Here is a 19889-nt window from a genome sequence, read left to right as displayed (position 1 = left end):
TCTCCTGCTACTGCCATTTGCGGTGATAGGCACCGAGCGTGGTTTGGGTGCCTTCGGACATTGCGCCGAGCGTATCCATCCAGGCAGGATCGGCCTGATAGGTGGCCGGATTGGCCAGGCAGCGATCAATGGCCTGACGCCATACGCGCGCCACCTGGCTGACATACGCCGGGCTGCGCTGGCGGCCTTCGATCTTCACCGAGGCGATATTGGCAGCCAGCAGTTCCGGTAACAGCTCCAGCGTATTCAGGCTGGTGGGTTCTTCCAGCGGGTGATAAAGCACGTCATCCACTTGGTAACGGCCTTTACACAGCGTCGGATAACCGGCGTTTTCACCGTCCTGATAACGGTCGATCAGCACGTTGTTCAGGCGTGATTCCATCCCCTGCGGCGTTTGCTGCCAGCGCACAAAGCGTGCGGGCGAACAGGCTCCGACGGTATTGGGGGACTCGCCGGTCAGATAGGACGAAAGATAACAGCGCCCTTCGGCCATGATGCACAGGCTGCCAAACGCGAATACCTCCAGCGGCACCGGGCTGGTGCGTGAAAGCTGTTTGACCTGGTGCATCGACAGCACCCTTGGCAGCACCACACGCGCGACATCGAAATGGCGCTGATAAAAACGGATAGCTTCTTCATTGGTGGCCGAAGCCTGTACTGAAACGTGGCGCTCAAGCTGCGGGTAGCGCTGGGCGGCATACTCCAGCATCGCCAAGTCTGCCAGGATCAGCGCATCGGCTCCCAGTTGCGCAGCCATATCCACGGCGCGCTGCCAGCGGGCGTAACCATCGGGATGAGCGAAAGTATTGATGGCAATATGCAGTTTTCGCCCGTGCCGATGGACATAATCGGCGGCTTCCTGCAGTTTTTTTTCGGTAAAATTCAGCCCGGCGAAGTGGCGTGCGTTGGTATCGTCTTTCAGGCCGATATAAACGGCATCTGCGCCATTATCCACCGCAGCTTTCAAGGCCGGCAGATTACCGGCGGGGCATAGCAGCTCCATAGATTCAATCCTGATTCAGCGGTACGCCAGCCCAGGCATACGCTGTGGTAGTGGTTGCCGGCCTGTTTTCCGCCCGGCAATAGGGTCAACGGGGGGATAATTTTAGTGAACCTGTCGCTAACAGGCTTTGATTTGAGGCAGTTTCTGGCGTATTGATAGAAGGCAGTGGCGAATGTTAAATGCACTATTTGTTGATATAAGCCGGTTCCGCAGCGCATCAATATGGCAAAATAGGCGCAAACTGAGTGAAAAGGAGTGGATGACAGTGTTGGAAAAACTACGGGCACGTATTGTGCGTCAGGGGCCGTCGCTGCTGCGCGTACCGCTAAAATTCACGCCGTTTGCTCTGCAGCGCCAGCTTCTGGAACAGGTGCTGGGCTGGCAGTTTCGTCAGGCATTGGCGGACGGTGATTTGGCGTTTCTCGAGTCGCGTTGGCTGAAAATCGAAGTGCGCGATCTGGCGCTGCACTGGTTTATGACGGTTGAAAACGGCAGGTTGGTGGTGAGCCAGCAGGCTGAAGCCGATGTCAGCTTCAGCGGCGACGCCAACGATCTGATCTTGATCGCCGCGCGCAAGCAAGATCCTGATACGCTGTTTTTCCAGCGTCGGCTACAGATTGAAGGGGACACTGAATTGGGTCTGTATGTAAAAAACTTGATGGACGCCATCGATCTGGATGCCATGCCTGCGCCGTTGCGCGTTGGCCTGTTGCAATTGGCGGCCTTTGTTGAAGCGGGTTTGCAGGAGGGCACGGTGCAATCCTCCCGTGTACCACAGCCATGCTGATCCGCGTAGAGATTCCGGTTGATGCGGCAGGCATTGATGCGTTGCTGCGCAAGGCGTTCGGGCGTGATGATGAAGCCGATTTAGTGCAGCAACTGCGTGAAGATGGCCTGCTGACGCTGGGCATTGTTGCCACCGACGATGAAGGCGGTGTGGTTGGCTATGCGGCCTTCAGCCCGGTTGACGTGGCGGGTGTTGATCGCCAGTGGGTTGGGCTGGCGCCATTAGCGGTTGACGCAAGCCTGCGCCGCCAGGGGCTGGGTGAAAAGCTGGTATACGAAGGGTTGGATGCGCTGAACGAGTTCAGCTATGCCGCCGTTGTTGTGCTGGGCGATCCGGCCTACTACGGGCGTTTTGGTTTTAAAACCGCCGCCCAGTACCATCTGCACTGCCGTTGGCCGGGGGCTGAAGCGGCGTTTCAGGTTTACCCGCTGGCAGAAAGTGCCCTGAACGAGGTAAGTGGGCTGGTGGAGTATTCTGCTCCGTTTAATCGGTTTTAATATCACGCGGTACCTAAAATAATTCGAGTTGCTTGTAGGTAGGTTGGTGTGACAACACGCAGCCAGTTTACAAGCAACTCGATTTTTTTGGTACATCAAATTTATTAATGTATTAACAAAATGGCTGTTTTGTGCAAATTAAAGCGGAGTGAAATGCCATAGATATGTTGTTATTCATGCATTTTGTGGAATGAGGCTCACGTTGTTAATATGTTTTTATTGTGTTAATTATTTGCTGCAACTATGCTGAATGCGTTCACATATTGCACAGGCCAAGCCCTACACTCCGAGCGATCAAGGGAGGAAATGAAACATGTCAGCCACATCATCCCCCATGCGTAACGACGCTTTTATCTCAAGCTGTCTGAATACTATCGCGCACCTGATCCCGGTTTCTGCGGCGGTATTCTATTTGGTCGATCCTACTCTGAGGCCTGATCACTATATCCTGCACGGTATTTCCGATAATACCCACCAGCAATATCTGGATCATTTTCAGCAGTTGGATCCGCATCGGCCTGCCAATTTCCACCAGCAGGAGGTCACCGTGGTGGGCATGGGCCCGGCAGTATTCGCTGATAACAGCCATTACTACCATGACTTTATGTTACCGAATCAGATGCGCGATATGACCGAGATTTTTATTCGCCAGCGCAAACGGATTATCGCTGGCGTTTCGCTGATCCGCGACACTCCTTTCACCGAGCTTGAACGCAGCCGGTTGCGGGCGGTTATGCCCTTGATCGAACTGGCCACGCGCGATCTGCTGCCCGATGCAGAAACACCGCTGCTTACCGCCAAAGAGCAGGAGATCGTCAATATGGTGCGCGACGGCGCGAGCAATAAGCGCATCGCCTTGAAGCTGGGGATTTCGCTCTCAACGGTGAAAACACATATGCGTAATATCTTTGCCAAAACGGCGGTGGTTAACCGCACTGAACTGGTTTCCAGCGGTTTTATCGCCCAAGGCTGATTGATTTCAACCACCCAATATCAGGAATGAGCACCGGTATTAATTCTCTTTGCCGGGCGTGGCTTCCGTATGTTTAAAAAACGGCGTTACGGATATTTATATACCCACAATAATTCGAGTTGCTCGCGCTCACCCAAGCAGCTTGAAGTATGACGGGTATAGATGAAAATCAAGGATGTTAACTATGTCCAAACACTCAATCGTAATGCCTGCTACCGGTGCCGTACTCTTTTGCCCACCCGGATTGCTCACGGCAATCATTGTCTTTGCTGCCATCGCACCGGGGATCTTAATGACTGCACCGGCCATCGCGACGCAGTTGGCACTGCAATGGCAACTCAACCCCGGCCAGATTGGCCGTTTGTTTTCCACTGAACTGGGTGCCATGAGCCTGGCGACACTCCCTGCCTGGTGGTGGATCAACCGGATCAACTGGCGCCGGATCGCGGCGCTGGCAGCTGCGGTATTTCTGTTCGGCAATCTGGCCTCGGCGATGGTCAATGATTACAGTCTGCTACTGATACTGCGTTTTATCGCCTCACTGGCAGGCGGTACGCTGATGATCCTATGCATCACCTGCGCTGCCGGAACCGCCAACCCTAGCCGGGTATATGCCTTTTGGGTGTTGGGCCAACTGCTGCTCGGCGCGATCGGACTGCTGGCATTGCCGCCGCTGTTCGCTCATTTCGGCCTGAAAGTGGTGTACTTGATTCTGGCGGCGATGATGCTGTGCTGCCTGCCATTGATCCGCGCGTTCCCCAGCGGATTCCACCAGGCCAGCGGCACTTCCAGCCAGTTTCCTGCGGCCCCGTTCAGTAGCAAGCTGTATGCCGTGTTGGCGGTTTTAACCTTCTATATCAGCCTGAGCGCAGTCTGGACCTTTATCGGCAACATCGCCGCCACCGCAGGCCTTTCACTGGTGCGCAGTGGGCAGGTGCTGGCGGCGGCTACCCTGTTTGGCATTATCGGTGCCGGGTGTGCTGCGTTGATTGGCACGCGGCGTAGCCACAAACCGCTACTGTGGATCGGTTACAGCCTGCTGATCGCCAGCATTGTGTTACTGAGCCGCGATCCCTTGCTCATTCGCTTCACGCTCGCCGCAGTGATATTCAAATTCACCTGGACCTTTGTGCTGCCGTTCATGCTGGCGCGCGTCGCTGCGCTGGATAACGACGGCAAACTGATGAACAGCATCAACCTGGTGATCGGCGGTGGTATGGCGATTGGCCCAACGTTGGCGGGTTATCTGATCGAATCTTCCGGTGGGGTCGGCACCTTGCTGGCCGGTGCGTTTGCCTGTGCGCTACTGTCGTTGCTGCTGATCTTACTGGCTTCACCGCGCATGCCGCGCCGTTTAACAGGAGTCATAAAGTGAAAAGAAAAACCGGTTTCTTCTTTGATGAACGTTGCTTCTGGCACAGCACCGGTCTGCACGCGACTACTTTGCCGGTGGGCGGCTGGGTGCAACCGCCTTCGGGCGCAGGCCATGCAGAATCGCCGGAAACCAAGCGGCGGATGAAAAACCTGATGGACGTTTCTGGCCTGTCGCGCCAGCTCAGCCTGTTGAGCGCCGAGTGTGCAGAGGAAGAGGATCTGCTGCGTATCCACCCGGCGCACTACCTGCAACGCTTCAAGCAACTAAGCGATAACGGTGGTGGTATGTTGGGGGAGGAGGCTCCATTGGGGCCGGGTAGCTACGAAATCGCCAAGCTTTCTGCCGGGTTGGCCTGCGCCGCCGTCGAAGCGGTGCTGAAAGGTGCGTTGGACAATGCTTACTCGCTGTCGCGCCCACCGGGCCACCACTGCCTGCCGGATCAATCGATGGGGTTCTGTTTTCTCGCTAATATCCCGATCGTCATCGAACGCGCTCAGGCCAAACTGGGGCTGGGCAAAGTGGCGGTAATCGACTGGGATGTGCATCACGGCAACGGTACTCAGCATATTTACTGGCAACGGGATGATGTGCTGACCATTTCACTGCATCAGGACGGCTGTTTCCCTGCGGGCTATGCCGGTGAGCAGGATCGTGGGCAAGGTGCCGGTTACGGTTATAACCTCAATATTCCGCTGCTGGCCGGTGCCGGTGACGATGGTTATCAGTACGCCATGCAACAGATTGTGATCCCGGCGTTGGAACGCTTCAAGCCGGAACTGATCATCATCGCCTGCGGTTATGATGCCAACGCCCTCGATCCGCTGGCGCGTATGCAACTGCACAGCGACAGTTTCCGCGCGATGACTGCATCGGTGCAAAGCGCCGCCGATCGGTTGTGTGGCGGCAAACTGGTGATGGTGCACGAAGGGGGATACGCCGAAGCTTATGTGCCGTTCTGCGGGTTAGCGGTGATGGAATCATTGAGCGGGATCCGCACCGAAGTGCAGGATCCGCTGTTAGGCTTTATTCAGCAACAGCAACCGAGGGATGCCTTCAACCAGTTCCAGCGCGCTGCACTCGATCGGTTAGCGCGGGAGTTTGGGTTCTAGTTTTCTGCAGAGGCGTGATTTACCACGCCTCTGGTTCTGCCTGCTAGCGCATAAACCGAAAGGTGCGCGACTGGCATGGCGCAAGCGGGCCAAAATCCCCACTTGCCGCGCTCTGCTGCGCCAGTGGCCGTTCATCCATAGCGGTTTCCAGCCATTCCTGCGGTGGTTTTGCCAACGTCAACTGCCCGCCAATGGTCACCTGTTCTGAAGGATTGTAGACGCGGATAATCAACGCATCGGCATCCTCGGCTTTTTTCAACACGCTGAGCACCGGGCCTGATTCCGCCATCGACAGCAGGCTGAAACGCTGCGGGGTGCGGAATGCTGCCAGGTTCAGCTTCATCGCGTCGAACGGGATCTTGTTGTAGCAACGCACTGGGGTAACGTAGGCCCGCGCTTGCTGCATCACGCCGGCCTGATGTGGATCGCCCGCAAAGCTGAACAGGCTGAAGCGGCAGTGCAGTTTGCCGCGCATTTGCGAATCCGGCGTCGGCAGTTTGATGCCGGAAGGGCGGCCTGGCCGCAGCAGCAGTTCTTCTTTACCCAGCACGCCCACCGAGCGGAACAGCGTCAGCGCAAAGGTATCGCGGCGTTCACCGATAATCTCAAACTCACGCAGCCCTTCGGTGAACAGCGCCAAGCCGTAGCGATCGTCATGCAGCGCAGCAAAGTTCATCAGTTGCCACACCGGGATTGGTGCTTCCTTCCAGCCTTCTTGTTGCCAGTACGCCATCGCCGGATCGTCCACCGGGCGGGTAATGCTGCCAAACTGGTTATCCGCCAGCACGGTTTTGCTGGCAAATGGCGTCGGGATCAGCACGCGCACGCGGTGATCGTCGGCCTGATTATCCAACTGCATTTCAATGTCGATGCGGCGGCTGTCGAGCGCCAGCGTGATCTGGCACTGCACATCCAGATAACCATCGGTTTGGCGCGCGGCACGCTGTTGCAGGTTAGCAGGCAGCACCATACGCAGGGCCAGGGTGGCAGTGCTCTGCCAGGCTTCGTGCTTAACGGCAGTGGCCACGGCGCTCTGCGTTGAATAGATCAGCCATTCCTCGCGCGAAGGGGAATAGTCATATTCGTCGCCATCGTCCGAGCCATCTTCCAGTTGCAGCACCTGCTGATAACGGCAACCGGTCTGTTTATCTGCAATATCCAGCGTGCCGTTAGCATTCAGGCTGATGCGGTAATAGCGGTTTTCCAGCAGATCTGCCGGTTGCTCAGTGGGTTGCTGCACAGCCCCAGCCTGATTGGCATGGATATGCAGCGTGCAATAGCCCATCGCCGGTAACGGCTGTTGTAGCTGAATATCGTATTCCATAAACGGATCGTAGTTACCGTAATGGACGATTTGGCGATCCACCAAACCGGGATCGATCTCCCGTGCTGCGCGGATAAAGTATTCCACCGGTTGACCTTGATCGTCCACCAGCGAGAACTGCTGGGCACGAATACGGATTGTGGTGTTGATCACTTCTTCACGGGCGTAAGGCAACAGATTGAAGAAGGTCAGTTTGTCTGCATCAGCGTGCTGCACCGGCATGTTGTCGACAATCTTGCGCATGTAGAAACGCACCAGATTCTCGGCCATATCATCCGCCAGAATGAAGCGCGTCATAATCTCCTGATGCACCTTGTCACTACAGCAACAGCCGATGCTGTCGTGCGCGTGGTTTTTCAGGATCTCTTTCCACATTTTCTCCAACAGGCCGTGGTGATACTCAAAGCCCAGCGACCAGGCGATCGCCGCCAGCGGTTCGAGGACATTGACAATCTTGTTTTCGATCTGCGCATGGGCGATTTTGATGTCCATACGGGTGGAGGAGATGGTGCGATGCACGCGCATGTACTTGCCATCGTTGAATTCACCTTTCAGCGTCGCCAGGCGTTCCCGGTTGGCTTCGATGCGTTCGAACACCTGTTCAAAACGGCTCATGACAAATTCACGTTGCGGGTAGATTTCGCGCAGTTTTGCCATCACCGCGAAGATATTCTGTTGCAACGGCATCTGATCGTGGCCGTTGGGCAGCAGGATGTCTTGGGTGACCGAGGCGTTTTCCAGCACCTTGAAGTAGCTGTCCAACCGTTTGCGCAATCCGGCCTCATCTTCCGGTAGATATTTGCCGATGGCGTAGCCCAATGGCAGCACCTGCGCTGCCACTTCACTGCCGTCGTTGCTCTGCCACAGGAACTCGGTTTTGTCGGTACCGTGGCGCTCGGAACAACCGCGCCAGAACATGGCGCGCGTAATGCCAAAGCCGTTGAAAATGTGCGGTAGCTGCGAGGACATGCTGAAAGAATCCGGCAAGTAACCAATTTTCATCGGTTCGCCAAAACTCAGGCAATCGCGCATGCCGTACATCAGGTTACGCACGATGGATTCACCGGAGACCACCATGGTATCGGTCTGGCTATACCACGGGCCGATAATCAGCTTGCCTGCCTGCACCAGCGCTTTAACCCGTTCGGTATTTTCTGGTTTGATAGCAAAATAGTCTTCCAGCACGGCGGTTTGCCCATCCAGCACATAGAACCGGTATTCGGCATCGGTTTCCAACCGGGTCAGGATCTCTTCCATATTGTTAATCAGCAGGATGCGTGACTCCTCGGTGGTAAAATACCACTCACGATCCCAATGCATATGCGGGGTAATATGAACCCGTGATACTGCTTTCATCTTCAATTCCTAAATAGTGCGCGGCTTTCGCCGCGCCAAAAATCAATCAGCTTGAACAACAGTGTATTTGCCCTGCTTGGTTGCCTGACGCCGCCAGATGATCAGCACCAGCGTAGAGATCACCGTGCCAATCAGCGCTGCGCCCAGCCAGATAGCCGCCGACAGTAGCCCGCCCAGGCCGTTGTCATGCAGCAGGAACAGCGAGAAGATCCCCGCGCCCGGTGTCGACAGGCCGATCCCCATTCCCCCAACGATAGCGCCCGTTACCACCGATCCCACCAGGAAGGAGCCGATCACCCGCAGCGGATCTTCAATTGCCATCGGGATCGCCCCTTCGGTAATGCCCGCCAGGCCCAAGAGCCAGGTCGATTTACCGGTCTCAATTTCAAACTGCTGGAACAGACGCGGTGCTAACAGCGTAGAAGCGGTCACCGTGAAAGCAGACACCATTTTGACTGCGCCGAAGATCGCATAAGGGCCAAACACCCCGTTAGCCATCGCCCCTAAGCAGAAGGCGTAAGCCGCCTTATTCACCGGGCCACCGAGATCGAACGAGCACATAAAACCGAGGATCGCCCCCAGCACCAGCGCATTGGTGCCGGATAGGCCGTTGAGCCAGTGGGTGAGGCCGTTGTTCAGCCAGGCCACCGGCTGGCCAATCACAAACAGCATCAGGCTACCTGCTACTAAAGTGCCAATGACCGGGGACAGGTAAAACGTCAGAAAGCCGTTGAAATTGGGGCTGAGGCGGACATGGTTTTTTACCCAACGCATCAGGTAACCGGCGATCAAACCACCGACTACGCCGCCGAGAAAACCGGAGCCAATCATGTTCGCCGCCAGCCCGGCGGCAAAGCCGGGGCCTAACGCCGGTTTATCGGCCAGTGAATAGGCGGTGTAAGCGGCCAGCACCGGCACCATCAGGGTGCCGAGCATGCCACCACCCAGTTTGCGATACATCCACAGCCAGGAGTTCTCCTGATCGAACAGATGTTGCAGCCCGAGGATCTGCGCCAGCAAGACCGCTACCGCCAGCACCGTGCCCCCGGCGACAATCAGCGGCACGGCAAAAGAGATGCCGCTCAGTAGCGCCTGCTTGAGTTCAGTTTTCACGCTGATTTTCTGCGCGGGTTCATCTTGCCGCTTAATACGTTCTGCAGCGTTGCCGGATTTACCCGCTTCCAGCGCTTGGTTGAGAATACGCTCAGCGTGTTTGATCGGTTCCGCTACCGGTGTGGCAACGCGTGGAATGCCGTTAAAACGCTCCACTTCTTTGATCGCTACTTCAGCGGCAAACACGCAGGCGGTGGCCTGATTCAGTTGTTCTGCCGTCAGGCGGCCTTCGATACCGTTGGCTCCCTGCTTTTCGACATAAACGTTAATCCCAAGCTTGCGCCCGGCCTTTTCCAGATATTCCGCTGCCATGTAAGTGTGGGCAATGCCCGCCGGGCAGGCGGTCACGCAAACGATCGTTGGCCGAGTCGCCTCCTGTTGCAGCGGTTCAGGCTCTACAACCCCCTGCGACAACAGAGCCAGCAACTGCTCCGCCGTAGTGGCCTGCAATACCGCTGCGCGAATATCGTCATCCACCAGCGCGGTCGTCAGCGTAGTGAGCAGCTGCATATGGGTGGAACCGGCCTGATCTTGCGGGATCGCCAGCAAGAAAATCAGGTTGACGCTTTCCGGGCCATCGATGCCTTCCCATTCCACTGGGGTTTTCAGCGTGGCAACGGCAAACGCCGCCTCTTTGACGGCATCACTTTTACCGTGCGGTACCGCCAGCCCTTCTCCCAACGCGGTTGGGCCCTGTGCTTCACGGGCGAATACCGCCTGCAGAAAAGCCTGTTTGTCGTGTAATTTGCCTTGCGCGGCCAGTTGTTCTGTCAGCAGATGAATGGCCTGATCGCGCCCCGTAAACTCCGTTTGCAGGTTGATCAGGCTGGGGTGGGTCAGGCTGCTTAGGTTCATCGCTATCCTCGGTTTAACTACTTTCGCGGTGAAGCCAACACGGCTCCATCACCAGACAGGCGGCGATCATAACAAGCTAAACCATACCATTTTGTGATCAATTTCAATTAACAGTTATTTTTGTATTTAATTTGTATTAATTCATTTTAATTACAAGAATGCCATGACTCAACGAAAGATAGGCATACTGGTTTGTTTATCACGGTGTGAAGGCTAGAATGCAGGCAGAACGCCATACGAGTTACGGGATGCCAACAGATTGAGCAAGAAGCCTATTTACCGCCAGATTGCGGATATTCTGCGCCAACAGGTTGCTAATGGGGATCTGAAGCCGGGTGATGCGCTGCCAACAGAAGCGCTATTGTGCGAGCAGTATGGGGTCAGCCGGGTCACGGTACGTCAGGCACTCAAGTTGCTGACCGAAGAACGGGTGATCGAAAGCCTGCAGGGCAGTGGCTGGTATGTGAAAGAAGAGCGGGTGAATTACGACATTTATCAGTTGACCAGTTTTTATGAAAAACTGGCGGATCGTAATGTGGAAACCCACAGCGATGTGCTGATCTTTCAGGTCGCCAAAGCCAGCCCGGCGATCGCCGAAGCACTGCGTCTGACCACTGACGATAAGGTGTATTACGTGAAGCGGGTGCGTTACATCAAGCAGAAGCCGGTGACGCTCGAAGAAACCTGGATGCCGCTGGCACTGTTCCCCGATCTCAGCTACGAAGTGATGCAGAAATCCAAATACCACTATATTGAGCAGGTAAAAAAGCTGGTGATCGACCGTAGCGAGCAGGAGATCATTCCGGTGATGCCCTCTGAAGATGCGGTGAACGCATTAGGGATTGACCCGCAAAAACCGATTTTGGAGAAAGTCTCTACCGGCTTTTTGAGCGATGGCACGGTATTTGAGTTCAGCCGTAATTTCTTTAAAAGCGAAGACTACAAGTTTACGCTGGTGGCAAAACGCGGACGCTGAACCCTGGCGTTAACTGCCGTAAAAAGCGCCCGCAGGCGCTTCAGACGGCTGACAAAGTTAGATATTAGGGAGAGCGTGCCGAAGGGGTCGTAGCGGCGTAAGCCGCCGGAGCGCCCCTCGGTGCGCTAGGCCCGAGTATCTCGGTTTAAAAGACTACTTTGTCATCAAACTCAAGCGCCCGTAGGCGCTTTTAATCGATCAAAACCATCAGCCGACGCGGACTGGGAAGCCCAAACGCGCATCAACCGCTGATTTCACTTCATTCTGATCAACGCTCGGGTCCATCAGCGTTTTACCAACGGCCTCAGAGAAAATGATCGGCACTGGCTCTTTCGACTTCAGCTCTTCTTCGTTAGCCGACAGTGGGTTATGCACTTCCAGGTAACGGGAACCGTCTGGCTCAACGGTGGCTTTCACCGGCTCGTTGATAAACTGCACACGGGTACCAACTGGCACGCTGTCGAACAGGTACTTGATGTCGTCAGCGCGCAGACGCACACAGCCATGGCTCACGCGCAGGCCGATACCGAAGTTGGCATTGGTACCGTGAATGGCATACAGGCGGCCCACGTATAATGCATACAAGCCCATTGGGTTATCCGGCCCTGCTGGGTAAACTGCAGGTATAATTTCACCTTCTGCCGCATATTCTTCACGCATTTTGGCGGTCGGCGTCCAGGTTGGGCCATCTTTCTTGCGTTGTACGCTGGTTACCCAGTTAGACGGAGTATCTTTGCCCAATTGGCCAATACCAATGGGCAGCACGACGACGGTGTTACTGCCTTTCGGGTAATAGTACAGACGCATTTCAGCGCTGTTGACAATGATGCCTTCGCGCGGAGTATCCGGCAGGATCAGTTGATGTGGAATAGTCAGCGTGCTGCCCGGTAACGGCAGGTACGGATCCACACCCGGGTTGGCTTCCATCATATTGCTCAACCCCATCTGGTATTGAGCCGCAAAGCTTTCCAGAGGCAGTGTGCTGTCTGCTGGAATGGTAATCTGGATATTTTCGCCAATCAGACGACTATTTTTGGCAGGTAAAGGGTATACAACGGCGAGGGCAGCCTGGCTAAATGCAGCCAGTGCCGTAAACAGTGTTAATAATTTACGAATGCTCATTTTCATCTTTGTATTGGAGTGGTGCCGCACTGGCTAGGATTAATATGTTTTTATACCCGTCATACTTCAAGTTGCTTGGTTATTGGCTGCGGCTTGAAGGGCGCTGGGTATAGCCGGCCAAGTGTGACCGGATGCGCATTATATGTGCACTTCCACCCAAGAGTGAAACATTACTGGAGCAAATATCACATTTTTTTGTAGCTAAGTGTGCTGCCAAGGGAACTTTTTGCTTTTATCGGCCCAGAAATACCAAATCTGGGCCTGATATGCACCACCTCATCACTGGGCCAGCCAACCCCCATCCATATTCCACGCAGCACCGCGCACCTGCAGAGCGGCATCACTGCACAGGAACAGTGCCAGTTCCCCTAATTGTTCCGGGGTGACAAATTCCTGCGAAGGCTGTTTCTCCGCCAACAGGTCATCACGCGCCTGCTGTGGATCGATCCCTGCGGCGATACGCTGATCGATCTGCTGCTGCACCAAGGGGGTCAACACCCAGCCTGGGCAGATGGCATTACAGGTGATTGCGGTGCGCGCGGTTTCCAGCGCCAGGGTTTTGGTTAAGCCAATCACACCGTGTTTGGCTGCCACATAGGCTGATTTCTCTTTGGAAGCCACCAACCCATGTACCGATGCCACGTTGATGATGCGCCCCCAACCACGCTCGCGCATGCCGGGCAAGGCCAGGCGGCTGGTATGGAACACCGAGGAAAGATTGATCGCGAGGATCGCGTCCCATTTTTCCAGCGGGAACGCCTCTACCTTGGCCACGTGCTGGATCCCGGCGTTGTTGATCAGAATATCGGCACCGCCAAACTCGCGGTTGACATACTCCATCATGTCGCCGATCTGCTGCGGATCGCTGAGATCCGCCGCATGGTAACCGGGCGCTTTGCCCAGGCTGGCGATGTGATCCTTTGCTCGTTCGACCTCGCCGAAACCGTTAAGGATCACCTGTGCCCCTGCCGCTGCCAGCGCGGAGGCTAAACCCAGGCCGATCCCGCTGGTTGAACCGGTGATCAGTGCCGTTTTGCCCTGTAATTTCATGTTAATGCTCCTTTATACAATGCCGGTCAGGTAGAACACCCCGATAACAAACAGCACCGCTGCGCTCTTGATCAATGTGATGGCAAAAATACCGCCATAGGCTTGCCGATGGCTCAAGCCGGTAATCGCCAACAGGGTGATTACCGCCCCGTTGTGCGGCAGAGTGTCCATGCCGCCGCTGGCCATGGAAGCCACGCGGTGCAGCACTTCCAGTGGAATATCCGCCGCATGGGCAGCGGCAATGAAGGAATCCGACATCGCCGCCAGCGCAATACTCATGCCACCGGAAGCTGAACCGGTAATACCGGCCAGCAGCGTCACGCTGATCGCTTCGTTCAGCAGTGGATCGGGGATGGTCGCCAGCGCTTTGGAGAGCACCAGAAACCCAGGCAAAGCCGCGATCACCGCGCCAAAACCGTATTCCGACGCAGTATTCATCGCTGCCAGCATTGCTCCCCCGACGGCGTTTTTACTGCCTTCTGCCAAGCGACCACGGATATTGCGCCAGCCAAACAGTAACACCACCACGATGCCGCTCAACAACGCTGCCTGCACCGCCCAGATGGCGGTCAGTTTGCTCACTTCAACGGTGATCGGTTTGGCCAGGCCAGCCAGCAACAGTTCATGGCTGGGGCCATACCAATGTGGGATCCAGCGTGTGAAACCGAGGTTCAGCAACCCAACCAGGATCAGCGGCATAATGGCAATCCACGGATTGGGCAGATTGATGTCTTCTGCCGTTTCCGGTTCATTGAGCAGCGCAGTGCCATAACCTTCACCGCGCAACTGCGCCTTGTGGCGCTGGCGCTCAAGGTAGGCCAGGCCGACAATCACAATAAACAGCGAACCAATCAGCCCCAGCCAAGGGGCCGCCCAGGCGGTGGTGCCAAAAAAGCTGGTGGGAATGATGTTCTGGATCTGCGGAGTGCCGGGTAACGCATCCATGGTGAAAGAAAAAGCCCCCAGCGCCACGGTAGCCGGGATCAGGCGTTTTGGAATACCGCTCTGGCGAAACAGTTCGGCAGCAAACGGATACACCGCAAACACCACCACGAACAGAGAAACCCCGCCGTAGGTCAGCAGCGCACAAACCAGGACGATTACCGGAATGGCATGGCGACGCCCCAGGATGCCAATTGCCGCCGCGACAATCGAACGCGAGAAACCAGAAAGCTCAATCAACTTGCCAAACACCGCTCCTAGCAGGAATACCGGAAAATAGAGTTTGATAAAGCCGACCATCTTTTCCATAAACAGCCCGGTAAAGGTCGGGGCGACCGCGCCAGGGTCGGTTAATAATACCGCCCCCAGTGCGGCGATTGGTGCAAACAGAATCACGCTGTAGCCGCGATAGGCTGCCAGCATCAGAACGGCCAGTGCGGCCAGGGCGATTGAGACGCTCATCAATGACTCCTCATTTAATTATTATTTTCGAGTACAGATTGCTTAAGCACGCTCAACGGCCAGCGCCACCCCTTGCCCACCACCGATACACAGCATTGCCAGCCCTTTTTGGGCTGTGCGACGCTGCATTTCGTGCAATAACGTCACCAGAATGCGGCAACCGGAAGCGCCGATCGGGTGGCCGAGTGCAATGGCTCCGCCGTTGACGTTCACCCGTTCACTGTCCCAGGCCAATGCTTTACCCACGGCCAGCGCCTGTGCGGCAAAGGCTTCGTTGGCTTCGATCAGATCGACCTCATCCAGCGCCCAACCGGCCTTGGCCAATGTGCGGCGTGCAGCGTCGACCGGGCCGATCCCCATGATTGCCGGATCGACACCCGCCGAGGCATAAGCGGCAACCCGAGCTAACACCGGGAGCCCCAGTTCTGCCGCCTTTTGCGCACTCATCAGCAGCACCGCCGCTGCGCCATCGTTAAGGGAGGAGGCATTGCCTGCGGTGACCGAGCCTTGCGGATGGAACGCCGGGCGTAAACGGCTGAGGAGCTCGTCGGTGGTGTCTGCGCGCGGTTGTTCGTCCTGCTCGATCCACAACGGTTCCTGTTTAGTTCGCGGAACTCGCACCGGGGTGATTTCCGGTTTAAAGCGCCCGGCCTCCTGTGCGGCATGGGCTTTTTGTTGTGACTGCACGGCAAAGCGATCCTGCTCCGCACGGCTGATGTCATAGCGCTGTGCCAGATTCTCGGCGGTCACGCCCATGTGGTAGTCATTGAACGCATCCCACAGGCCATCGTGGATCACGCTGTCGATCATCTGGGCATGGCCTAAGCGCAGCCCGGCACGGGCTCCGGCCATCAGATAAGGTGCCTGGCTCATGCTTTCCTGCCCGCCAGCAATCACAATCTGCGCGTCGCCGCAGCGGATCGCCTGAGCCGCCAGATGCACTGCCTTCAACCCTGAACCGCACACTTTGTTGAGCGTTACCGCCGGTACGCTGCAGGGCAGGCCAGCGTTCAGCGCCGTTTGCCGCGCCGGGTTCTGGCCGCAACCAGCAGTGAGCACCTGCCCCAAAATCACTTCATCCACGCTCTCTGCCGCCACACCGCTGCTGGCCAGCAGGGCTTTCACCACCACCGTGCCGAGATCCACCGCTGATAGTGGTGCCAGCGCTCCTTGGAAACGGCCTACCGGTGTGCGGGTCGCCGCCACAATCACCACGTCTTGCATGTTAACCTCCGCTATCAGAAGCGCATTTCGGGAACCTGATCGGGTACGATCAACTCACCCGCCGTTTTGGCAACGATCTCTTCTACGCTGACGCCCGGTGCTCGTTCACGCAGCACAAACGCCCCTTGTTCAATCTCCAGATAGGCCAGATCGGTCAGCACCCGGCGAATGCAATTGGCCCCGGTCAGCGGCAACGTGCAGCGCGGCAGCAATTTGGATTCGCCATTCTTTGAGGCATGGGTCATCACCACGATGATGTTTTCTGCCCCCGCCACAAGATCCATCGCGCCGCCCATGCCTTTCACCAACTTGCCGGGGATCATCCACGAGGCGATGTTGCCCGCCACATCCACTTCAAACGCCCCCAGTACGGTGAGATCCACATGGCCACCCCGGATCATGGCGAAAGACTGCGCCGAATCGAAAATTGCCGCTCCCAATCGCGCGGTCACGGTCTGTTTGCCTGCGTTGATCATGTCGGCATCCAGTTGCGCCTCGGTGGGGAATTCCCCCATCCCCAGCAGCCCGTTCTCGGACTGCAACATCACGTCCATCCCCTGCGGGACATAGTTGGCTACTAGCGTCGGGATACCGATCCCCAGATTGACGTAGTCACCATCACGCAGCTCTTGCGCCACGCGTTGCGCCATTTGTTCACGGGTAAGCATCTGATTCTCCTCAGGAGCGCAGGGTGCGCTGTTCGATGCGCTTTTCGAAAGTGCCTTGGATCAGGCGATCGACATAAATACCGGGGGTGTGGATCGCGGCAGGATCCAGCTCGCCGGGGGCCACGATCTCTTCTACTTCTACCACCGTGATGCGTGCGGCGGTCGCCATCAGCGGATTGAAGTTCTGCGCCGTATGGCGATAAATGACGTTGCCGTAGTGATCGGCCTTCCAGCCTTTGATGATGGCGAAATCGCCGGTGATCGCCTGTTCCAGAATGTAAGGGCGCTGATTGAATTCGCGCACCTCTTTGCCCTCGGCAATCGGGGTGCCGTAGCCGGTGGCGGTGAAGAAGGCCGGGATGCCTGCACCGCCTGCGCGTACCTTCTCTGCCAGCGTACCTTGCGGAGTCAGTTCCACCTCCAGTTCACCGTTGATCGCCAACTGCTCGAACAGCGCATTCTCACCGACGTAGGAGGCAATGATTTTGCGGATCTGCCGGTTTTCCAGCAGCAGGCCAAGGCCGAAGCCATCAACACCGCAATTATTCGAGACCACCGTCAGCCCGCTGACCCCACGGCGGCGGATTTCGCCAATCAGGTTTTCTGCAATGCCGCACAGGCCAAATCCCCCTGCCAGCACCGTCATGTTATCCGTCAGGCCATCCAGTGCTTCCTGATAGCTACCGACGCGTTTATCGAGCCCTGCCATACTCTTGCCTCTGAAAATGGTGTGGCGAAAGCGGTGTGCTTTCTCCGTGTGCAGGCATCATCAGCTCGCAACAATGATTTGTTAATTTTGTTTTTATGCTTCATTGATTTGGAATTTTTATTAATATAATGTTAACCATTATTTAACAACAGGTTGGGTGAGGTGGAAATGAAAATGAGCGTCAAGCAGTTACGCGCGTTTTTAGCGGTAGCTCACACTCTCAACTTTGCCCAAGCGAGCGCGCAATTGAACCTTTCGCAACCAGCATTGAGCCTGGCGATTCGCGGGCTGGAAGAGTCGCTCGGCGGGCCACTGCTGTTACGCACCACCCGGCGCGTGACGTTAACCCCAGAGGGCGCGACGCTGTTCCCCATTGCCCGGCAACTGCTGGCCGACTGGGATAACGCCGAAGAAACGCTGCGGCAACGTTTTACGTTACAACGGGGTAAGGTGGCGATTGCCGCGATGCCTTCTTTCGCTGCCAACCAGCTCCCGCCTTTGCTTAAAGCGTTCAGCGATCGCTATACCGGGATCAACGTGACCGTCCATGACGTGATTAACGAGCAGGTTTTCGAAATGATCCGCGAAGGACGCGTGGAGATGGGCATCGCCTTTGAACCCGAGCCTAGCGATACCTTGCATTTCACCCCGCTGTGTACCGACCGTTTCGTCGCTATCGTGCCTAAAGACTCGGCATTAGCCAGCAAAAGCCACGTGACCTGGCGCGAACTGCTGGCGATGGATTTCATCGCGTTGCAACGCCCTTCGGCGGTGCGGTTATTGCTGGAGCAGGAGTTACTGCGCAGTGGGAAAAAGTTAGATGTAGCATTTGAAAGCCATCAGCTGGTCACAGTTGGCCGCATGGTGGCCAGTGGTTTAGGCGTCAGCGCAGTGCCCGCCCTGTGTGTGAAACAGATGGGGGAATTGGGGGCACAGTGCGTGCCGTTGACAGCGCCGCAGATCGAAAAACGGGTAGGGCTGATCCGGCTGGCGCAACACCAGCTTTCCACCGCCGCACAGGCGCTGGCAGACACCATCGAACAAGGCGAATATTAACCCAATCGGCCTTTCACCGTCTGCAACAGTAAAAACGCTCCCCTTCTTTGTTAATAATGATTATCATTACCAAATAAAAAGATTGGCATGCAACGCCGTGACCGATCGGATGTTTATCTTTGATTCAATGCTGAGCCTGAATTTGGCCGCCGGAGCTGATGCCCTGCGGCGATCTGTACTTTGATGAAATGGAGCCTGTATGAATGTTGTGACGACACTTAGCCGCCGCGCGGTTTATCCTTTGTTACTCCTGACTACCCTGATGTTTACCACCACGTTGCGGGCGCAGACGGCAACAGAATTGCTGCGTAAACCGACCGGTAAAGGGGCTTACGAGATGGTCTACAGCCAAAGCGAAAATGCGCTGTATCTGGCCACCTCACAGAGCCGCAAACTGGATAAAGGGGGCGTCGTTTATCGCCTTGAACCACAAACGCTGGATATCACACAAGTTATTCATAACGACCTGAAGCCTTTTGGCGCAGCCATCAATCAGCAAACCGGTACGCTCTATTTTGGCAATACCGTGAGTAACTCGGTCACCGCTATCGACAGCAAAACCGGCGAAGTGAAAGGCCGCTTGCTGCTGGATGCCCGCAAACGTTCTGATACGGTCAAACCGCTGGCCCCGCGCGAGCTGGTAGCCGATGCTACTACCGACACCCTGTATATCACCGGCCTGGGGGAATCCAGCGTGGTGTGGGTGGTGGATGGCAAAGAGCTGACCCTGCGCACCACAATTACTGATACCGGCAAATTGGGTACCGGTTTGGCGTTGGATGCGGCGGCAAACCGCCTGTACGTGACCAATGCCGAAGGCGAACTGGTAACCATCGACACCAAAACCAACAAGATTTTGTCACGTAAAAAGCTGGATGAATCGAAAGAGCATTTCTTCCTGAATATCAGCCTGGATCCGGCTACGGATCGTGCGTTTATCACCGACTCCAAACAGCCGCAGGTGCTGGTGGTCGATACCCGCGACGGCAATATCTTGCAGAAAATCGACCTGCCGGAATCGCTGGCCGTCTTGTTTAATCCGGCGCGTGATGAAGTGTATGTCACGCATCGCCAAGAAGGCACGGTAAGCGTGATTGATGCTAAAAGCTATAAGTTGCTGACCACCTACAAAACCCCAGTTCATCCGAACAGCCTGGCATTATCCCCGGATGGGCAGACTTTATATGTGAGTGTGAAGCAGGCCGCCAGCCGCGATAAAGAAGCTACGGAACCAGACGATGTGATCCGTATTGCATTGAAGTAATTTTCAGGGGCGCAGCAGCGCCCC

Annotated in this window: 17 protein-coding genes; 8 read left to right on the top strand and 9 right to left on the bottom strand. The window is 56.0% G+C overall.

Features of this window, described 5'->3' with window-relative positions:
- Positions 1 to 7: 7 nt before the first annotated feature.
- Positions 8 to 1003 (bottom strand): peptidase U32 family protein, encoded by a 996-nt coding sequence (locus IV04_RS21350; RefSeq protein ID WP_037396448.1) that lies wholly within the window; start codon positions 1001 to 1003, stop codon positions 8 to 10.
- 265 nt (positions 1004 to 1268) lie between these two features.
- Between IV04_RS21350 and IV04_RS21345 the strand changes: the two genes are divergently transcribed.
- From IV04_RS21345 to IV04_RS21325, 5 genes are all read left to right on the top strand, one after another.
- Positions 1269 to 1790, top strand: coding sequence for an SCP2 domain-containing protein (locus IV04_RS21345; protein ID WP_037396544.1), 522 nt, complete (start codon positions 1269 to 1271; stop codon positions 1788 to 1790).
- Positions 1784 to 2287: a GNAT family N-acetyltransferase gene (locus IV04_RS21340; RefSeq protein ID WP_037396449.1), complete on the top strand. Its 504-nt coding sequence runs from the start codon at positions 1784 to 1786 to the stop codon at positions 2285 to 2287. Before IV04_RS21345 ends, IV04_RS21340 begins: the two co-directional genes overlap by 7 nt.
- Positions 2288 to 2600: 313 nt before the next feature.
- Positions 2601 to 3260 (top strand): LuxR family transcriptional regulator, encoded by a 660-nt coding sequence (locus IV04_RS21335; protein ID WP_037396451.1) that lies wholly within the window; start codon positions 2601 to 2603, stop codon positions 3258 to 3260.
- Between the two features lie 184 nt (positions 3261 to 3444).
- A complete protein-coding gene (locus IV04_RS21330) occupies positions 3445 to 4635 on the top strand; it encodes an MFS transporter (protein ID WP_037396454.1) in 1191 nt (396 codons plus the stop codon).
- Positions 4632 to 5744 carry a class II histone deacetylase gene (locus IV04_RS21325; protein WP_037396457.1) on the top strand — a complete coding sequence of 371 codons (1113 nt, stop codon included), beginning with the start codon at positions 4632 to 4634 and terminating at the stop codon, positions 5742 to 5744. The genes IV04_RS21330 and IV04_RS21325 overlap by 4 nt, the downstream gene beginning before the upstream one ends.
- A gap of 43 nt (positions 5745 to 5787) precedes the next feature.
- On the opposite strand, the gene mngB is transcribed toward IV04_RS21325, so the two are convergent.
- Both mngB and mngA read right to left on the bottom strand, forming a co-directional pair.
- Positions 5788 to 8424 carry a mannosylglycerate hydrolase gene (gene mngB, locus IV04_RS21320; protein ID WP_037396460.1) on the bottom strand — a complete coding sequence of 879 codons (2637 nt, stop codon included), beginning with the start codon at positions 8422 to 8424 and terminating at the stop codon, positions 5788 to 5790.
- A 42-nt stretch (positions 8425 to 8466) separates the two neighbouring features.
- Positions 8467 to 10392 (bottom strand): PTS 2-O-a-mannosyl-D-glycerate transporter subunit IIABC, encoded by a 1926-nt coding sequence (mngA, locus tag IV04_RS21315; RefSeq protein ID WP_037396463.1) that lies wholly within the window; start codon positions 10390 to 10392, stop codon positions 8467 to 8469.
- 259 nt (positions 10393 to 10651) lie between these two features.
- Here mngA and IV04_RS21310 point away from each other — a divergent pair, with 259 nt between their 5' ends.
- The gene (locus tag IV04_RS21310) at positions 10652 to 11368 is read left to right on the top strand and encodes a GntR family transcriptional regulator (RefSeq protein WP_037396464.1); all 717 of its coding nucleotides are present in this window, start codon (positions 10652 to 10654) and stop codon (positions 11366 to 11368) included.
- A gap of 207 nt (positions 11369 to 11575) precedes the next feature.
- Here IV04_RS21310 and IV04_RS21305 read toward each other — a convergent pair whose 3' ends face one another.
- From IV04_RS21305 to IV04_RS21280, 6 genes are all read right to left on the bottom strand, one after another.
- Positions 11576 to 12496 carry a L,D-transpeptidase family protein gene (locus IV04_RS21305; protein WP_037396466.1) on the bottom strand — a complete coding sequence of 307 codons (921 nt, stop codon included), beginning with the start codon at positions 12494 to 12496 and terminating at the stop codon, positions 11576 to 11578.
- Positions 12497 to 12769: 273 nt separating this feature from the next.
- A complete protein-coding gene (locus tag IV04_RS21300; protein WP_037396469.1) occupies positions 12770 to 13540 on the bottom strand; it encodes a 3-hydroxybutyrate dehydrogenase in 771 nt (256 codons plus the stop codon).
- Between the two features lie 12 nt (positions 13541 to 13552).
- Positions 13553 to 14947, bottom strand: coding sequence for a GntP family permease (locus IV04_RS21295; RefSeq protein ID WP_197062152.1), 1395 nt, complete (start codon positions 14945 to 14947; stop codon positions 13553 to 13555).
- 39 nt (positions 14948 to 14986) lie between these two features.
- Positions 14987 to 16168: an acetyl-CoA C-acetyltransferase gene (locus IV04_RS21290; RefSeq protein ID WP_037396475.1), complete on the bottom strand. Its 1182-nt coding sequence runs from the start codon at positions 16166 to 16168 to the stop codon at positions 14987 to 14989.
- Positions 16169 to 16182: 14 nt separating this feature from the next.
- The gene (locus tag IV04_RS21285; protein WP_037396477.1) at positions 16183 to 16836 is read right to left on the bottom strand and encodes a CoA transferase subunit B; all 654 of its coding nucleotides are present in this window, start codon (positions 16834 to 16836) and stop codon (positions 16183 to 16185) included.
- A gap of 10 nt (positions 16837 to 16846) precedes the next feature.
- Positions 16847 to 17545 (bottom strand): CoA transferase subunit A, encoded by a 699-nt coding sequence (locus IV04_RS21280; protein WP_037396480.1) that lies wholly within the window; start codon positions 17543 to 17545, stop codon positions 16847 to 16849.
- 168 nt (positions 17546 to 17713) lie between these two features.
- Between IV04_RS21280 and IV04_RS21275 the strand changes: the two genes are divergently transcribed.
- The gene (locus tag IV04_RS21275; protein ID WP_037396483.1) at positions 17714 to 18601 is read left to right on the top strand and encodes a LysR family transcriptional regulator; all 888 of its coding nucleotides are present in this window, start codon (positions 17714 to 17716) and stop codon (positions 18599 to 18601) included.
- Between the two features lie 199 nt (positions 18602 to 18800).
- Positions 18801 to 19865, top strand: coding sequence for a YncE family protein (locus IV04_RS21270; RefSeq protein ID WP_037396485.1), 1065 nt, complete (start codon positions 18801 to 18803; stop codon positions 19863 to 19865).
- Positions 19866 to 19889: the final 24 nt, after the last annotated feature.

Source organism: Serratia sp. Ag1 (genome assembly GCF_000743355.1).
Classification (GTDB): domain Bacteria; phylum Pseudomonadota; class Gammaproteobacteria; order Enterobacterales; family Enterobacteriaceae; genus Chania.
The sequence above is the reverse complement of the archived record's forward strand: the minus strand, read 5'-3'. Positions and strand labels throughout refer to the sequence as shown.

What these genes read in the sequence shown, in the direction of transcription:
- IV04_RS21350 (WP_037396448.1), bottom strand. Translation starts at nt 1,003, where the DNA reads ATGGAGCTGCTATGCCCCGCCGGTAATCTGCCGGCCTTGAAAGCTGCG.
- IV04_RS21340 (WP_037396449.1), top strand. Translation starts at nt 1,784, where the DNA reads ATGCTGATCCGCGTAGAGATTCCGGTTGATGCGGCAGGCATTGATGCG.
- IV04_RS21335 (WP_037396451.1), top strand. Translation starts at nt 2,601, where the DNA reads ATGTCAGCCACATCATCCCCCATGCGTAACGACGCTTTTATCTCAAGC.
- IV04_RS21330 (WP_037396454.1), top strand. Translation starts at nt 3,445, where the DNA reads ATGTCCAAACACTCAATCGTAATGCCTGCTACCGGTGCCGTACTCTTT.
- mngB (WP_037396460.1), bottom strand. Translation starts at nt 8,424, where the DNA reads ATGAAAGCAGTATCACGGGTTCATATTACCCCGCATATGCATTGGGAT.
- mngA (WP_037396463.1), bottom strand. Translation starts at nt 10,392, where the DNA reads ATGAACCTAAGCAGCCTGACCCACCCCAGCCTGATCAACCTGCAAACG.
- IV04_RS21305 (WP_037396466.1), bottom strand. Translation starts at nt 12,496, where the DNA reads ATGAAAATGAGCATTCGTAAATTATTAACACTGTTTACGGCACTGGCT.
- IV04_RS21300 (WP_037396469.1), bottom strand. Translation starts at nt 13,540, where the DNA reads ATGAAATTACAGGGCAAAACGGCACTGATCACCGGTTCAACCAGCGGG.
- IV04_RS21290 (WP_037396475.1), bottom strand. Translation starts at nt 16,168, where the DNA reads ATGCAAGACGTGGTGATTGTGGCGGCGACCCGCACACCGGTAGGCCGT.
- IV04_RS21285 (WP_037396477.1), bottom strand. Translation starts at nt 16,836, where the DNA reads ATGCTTACCCGTGAACAAATGGCGCAACGCGTGGCGCAAGAGCTGCGT.
- IV04_RS21280 (WP_037396480.1), bottom strand. Translation starts at nt 17,545, where the DNA reads ATGGCAGGGCTCGATAAACGCGTCGGTAGCTATCAGGAAGCACTGGAT.
- IV04_RS21275 (WP_037396483.1), top strand. Translation starts at nt 17,714, where the DNA reads ATGAAAATGAGCGTCAAGCAGTTACGCGCGTTTTTAGCGGTAGCTCAC.
- IV04_RS21270 (WP_037396485.1), top strand. Translation starts at nt 18,801, where the DNA reads ATGAATGTTGTGACGACACTTAGCCGCCGCGCGGTTTATCCTTTGTTA.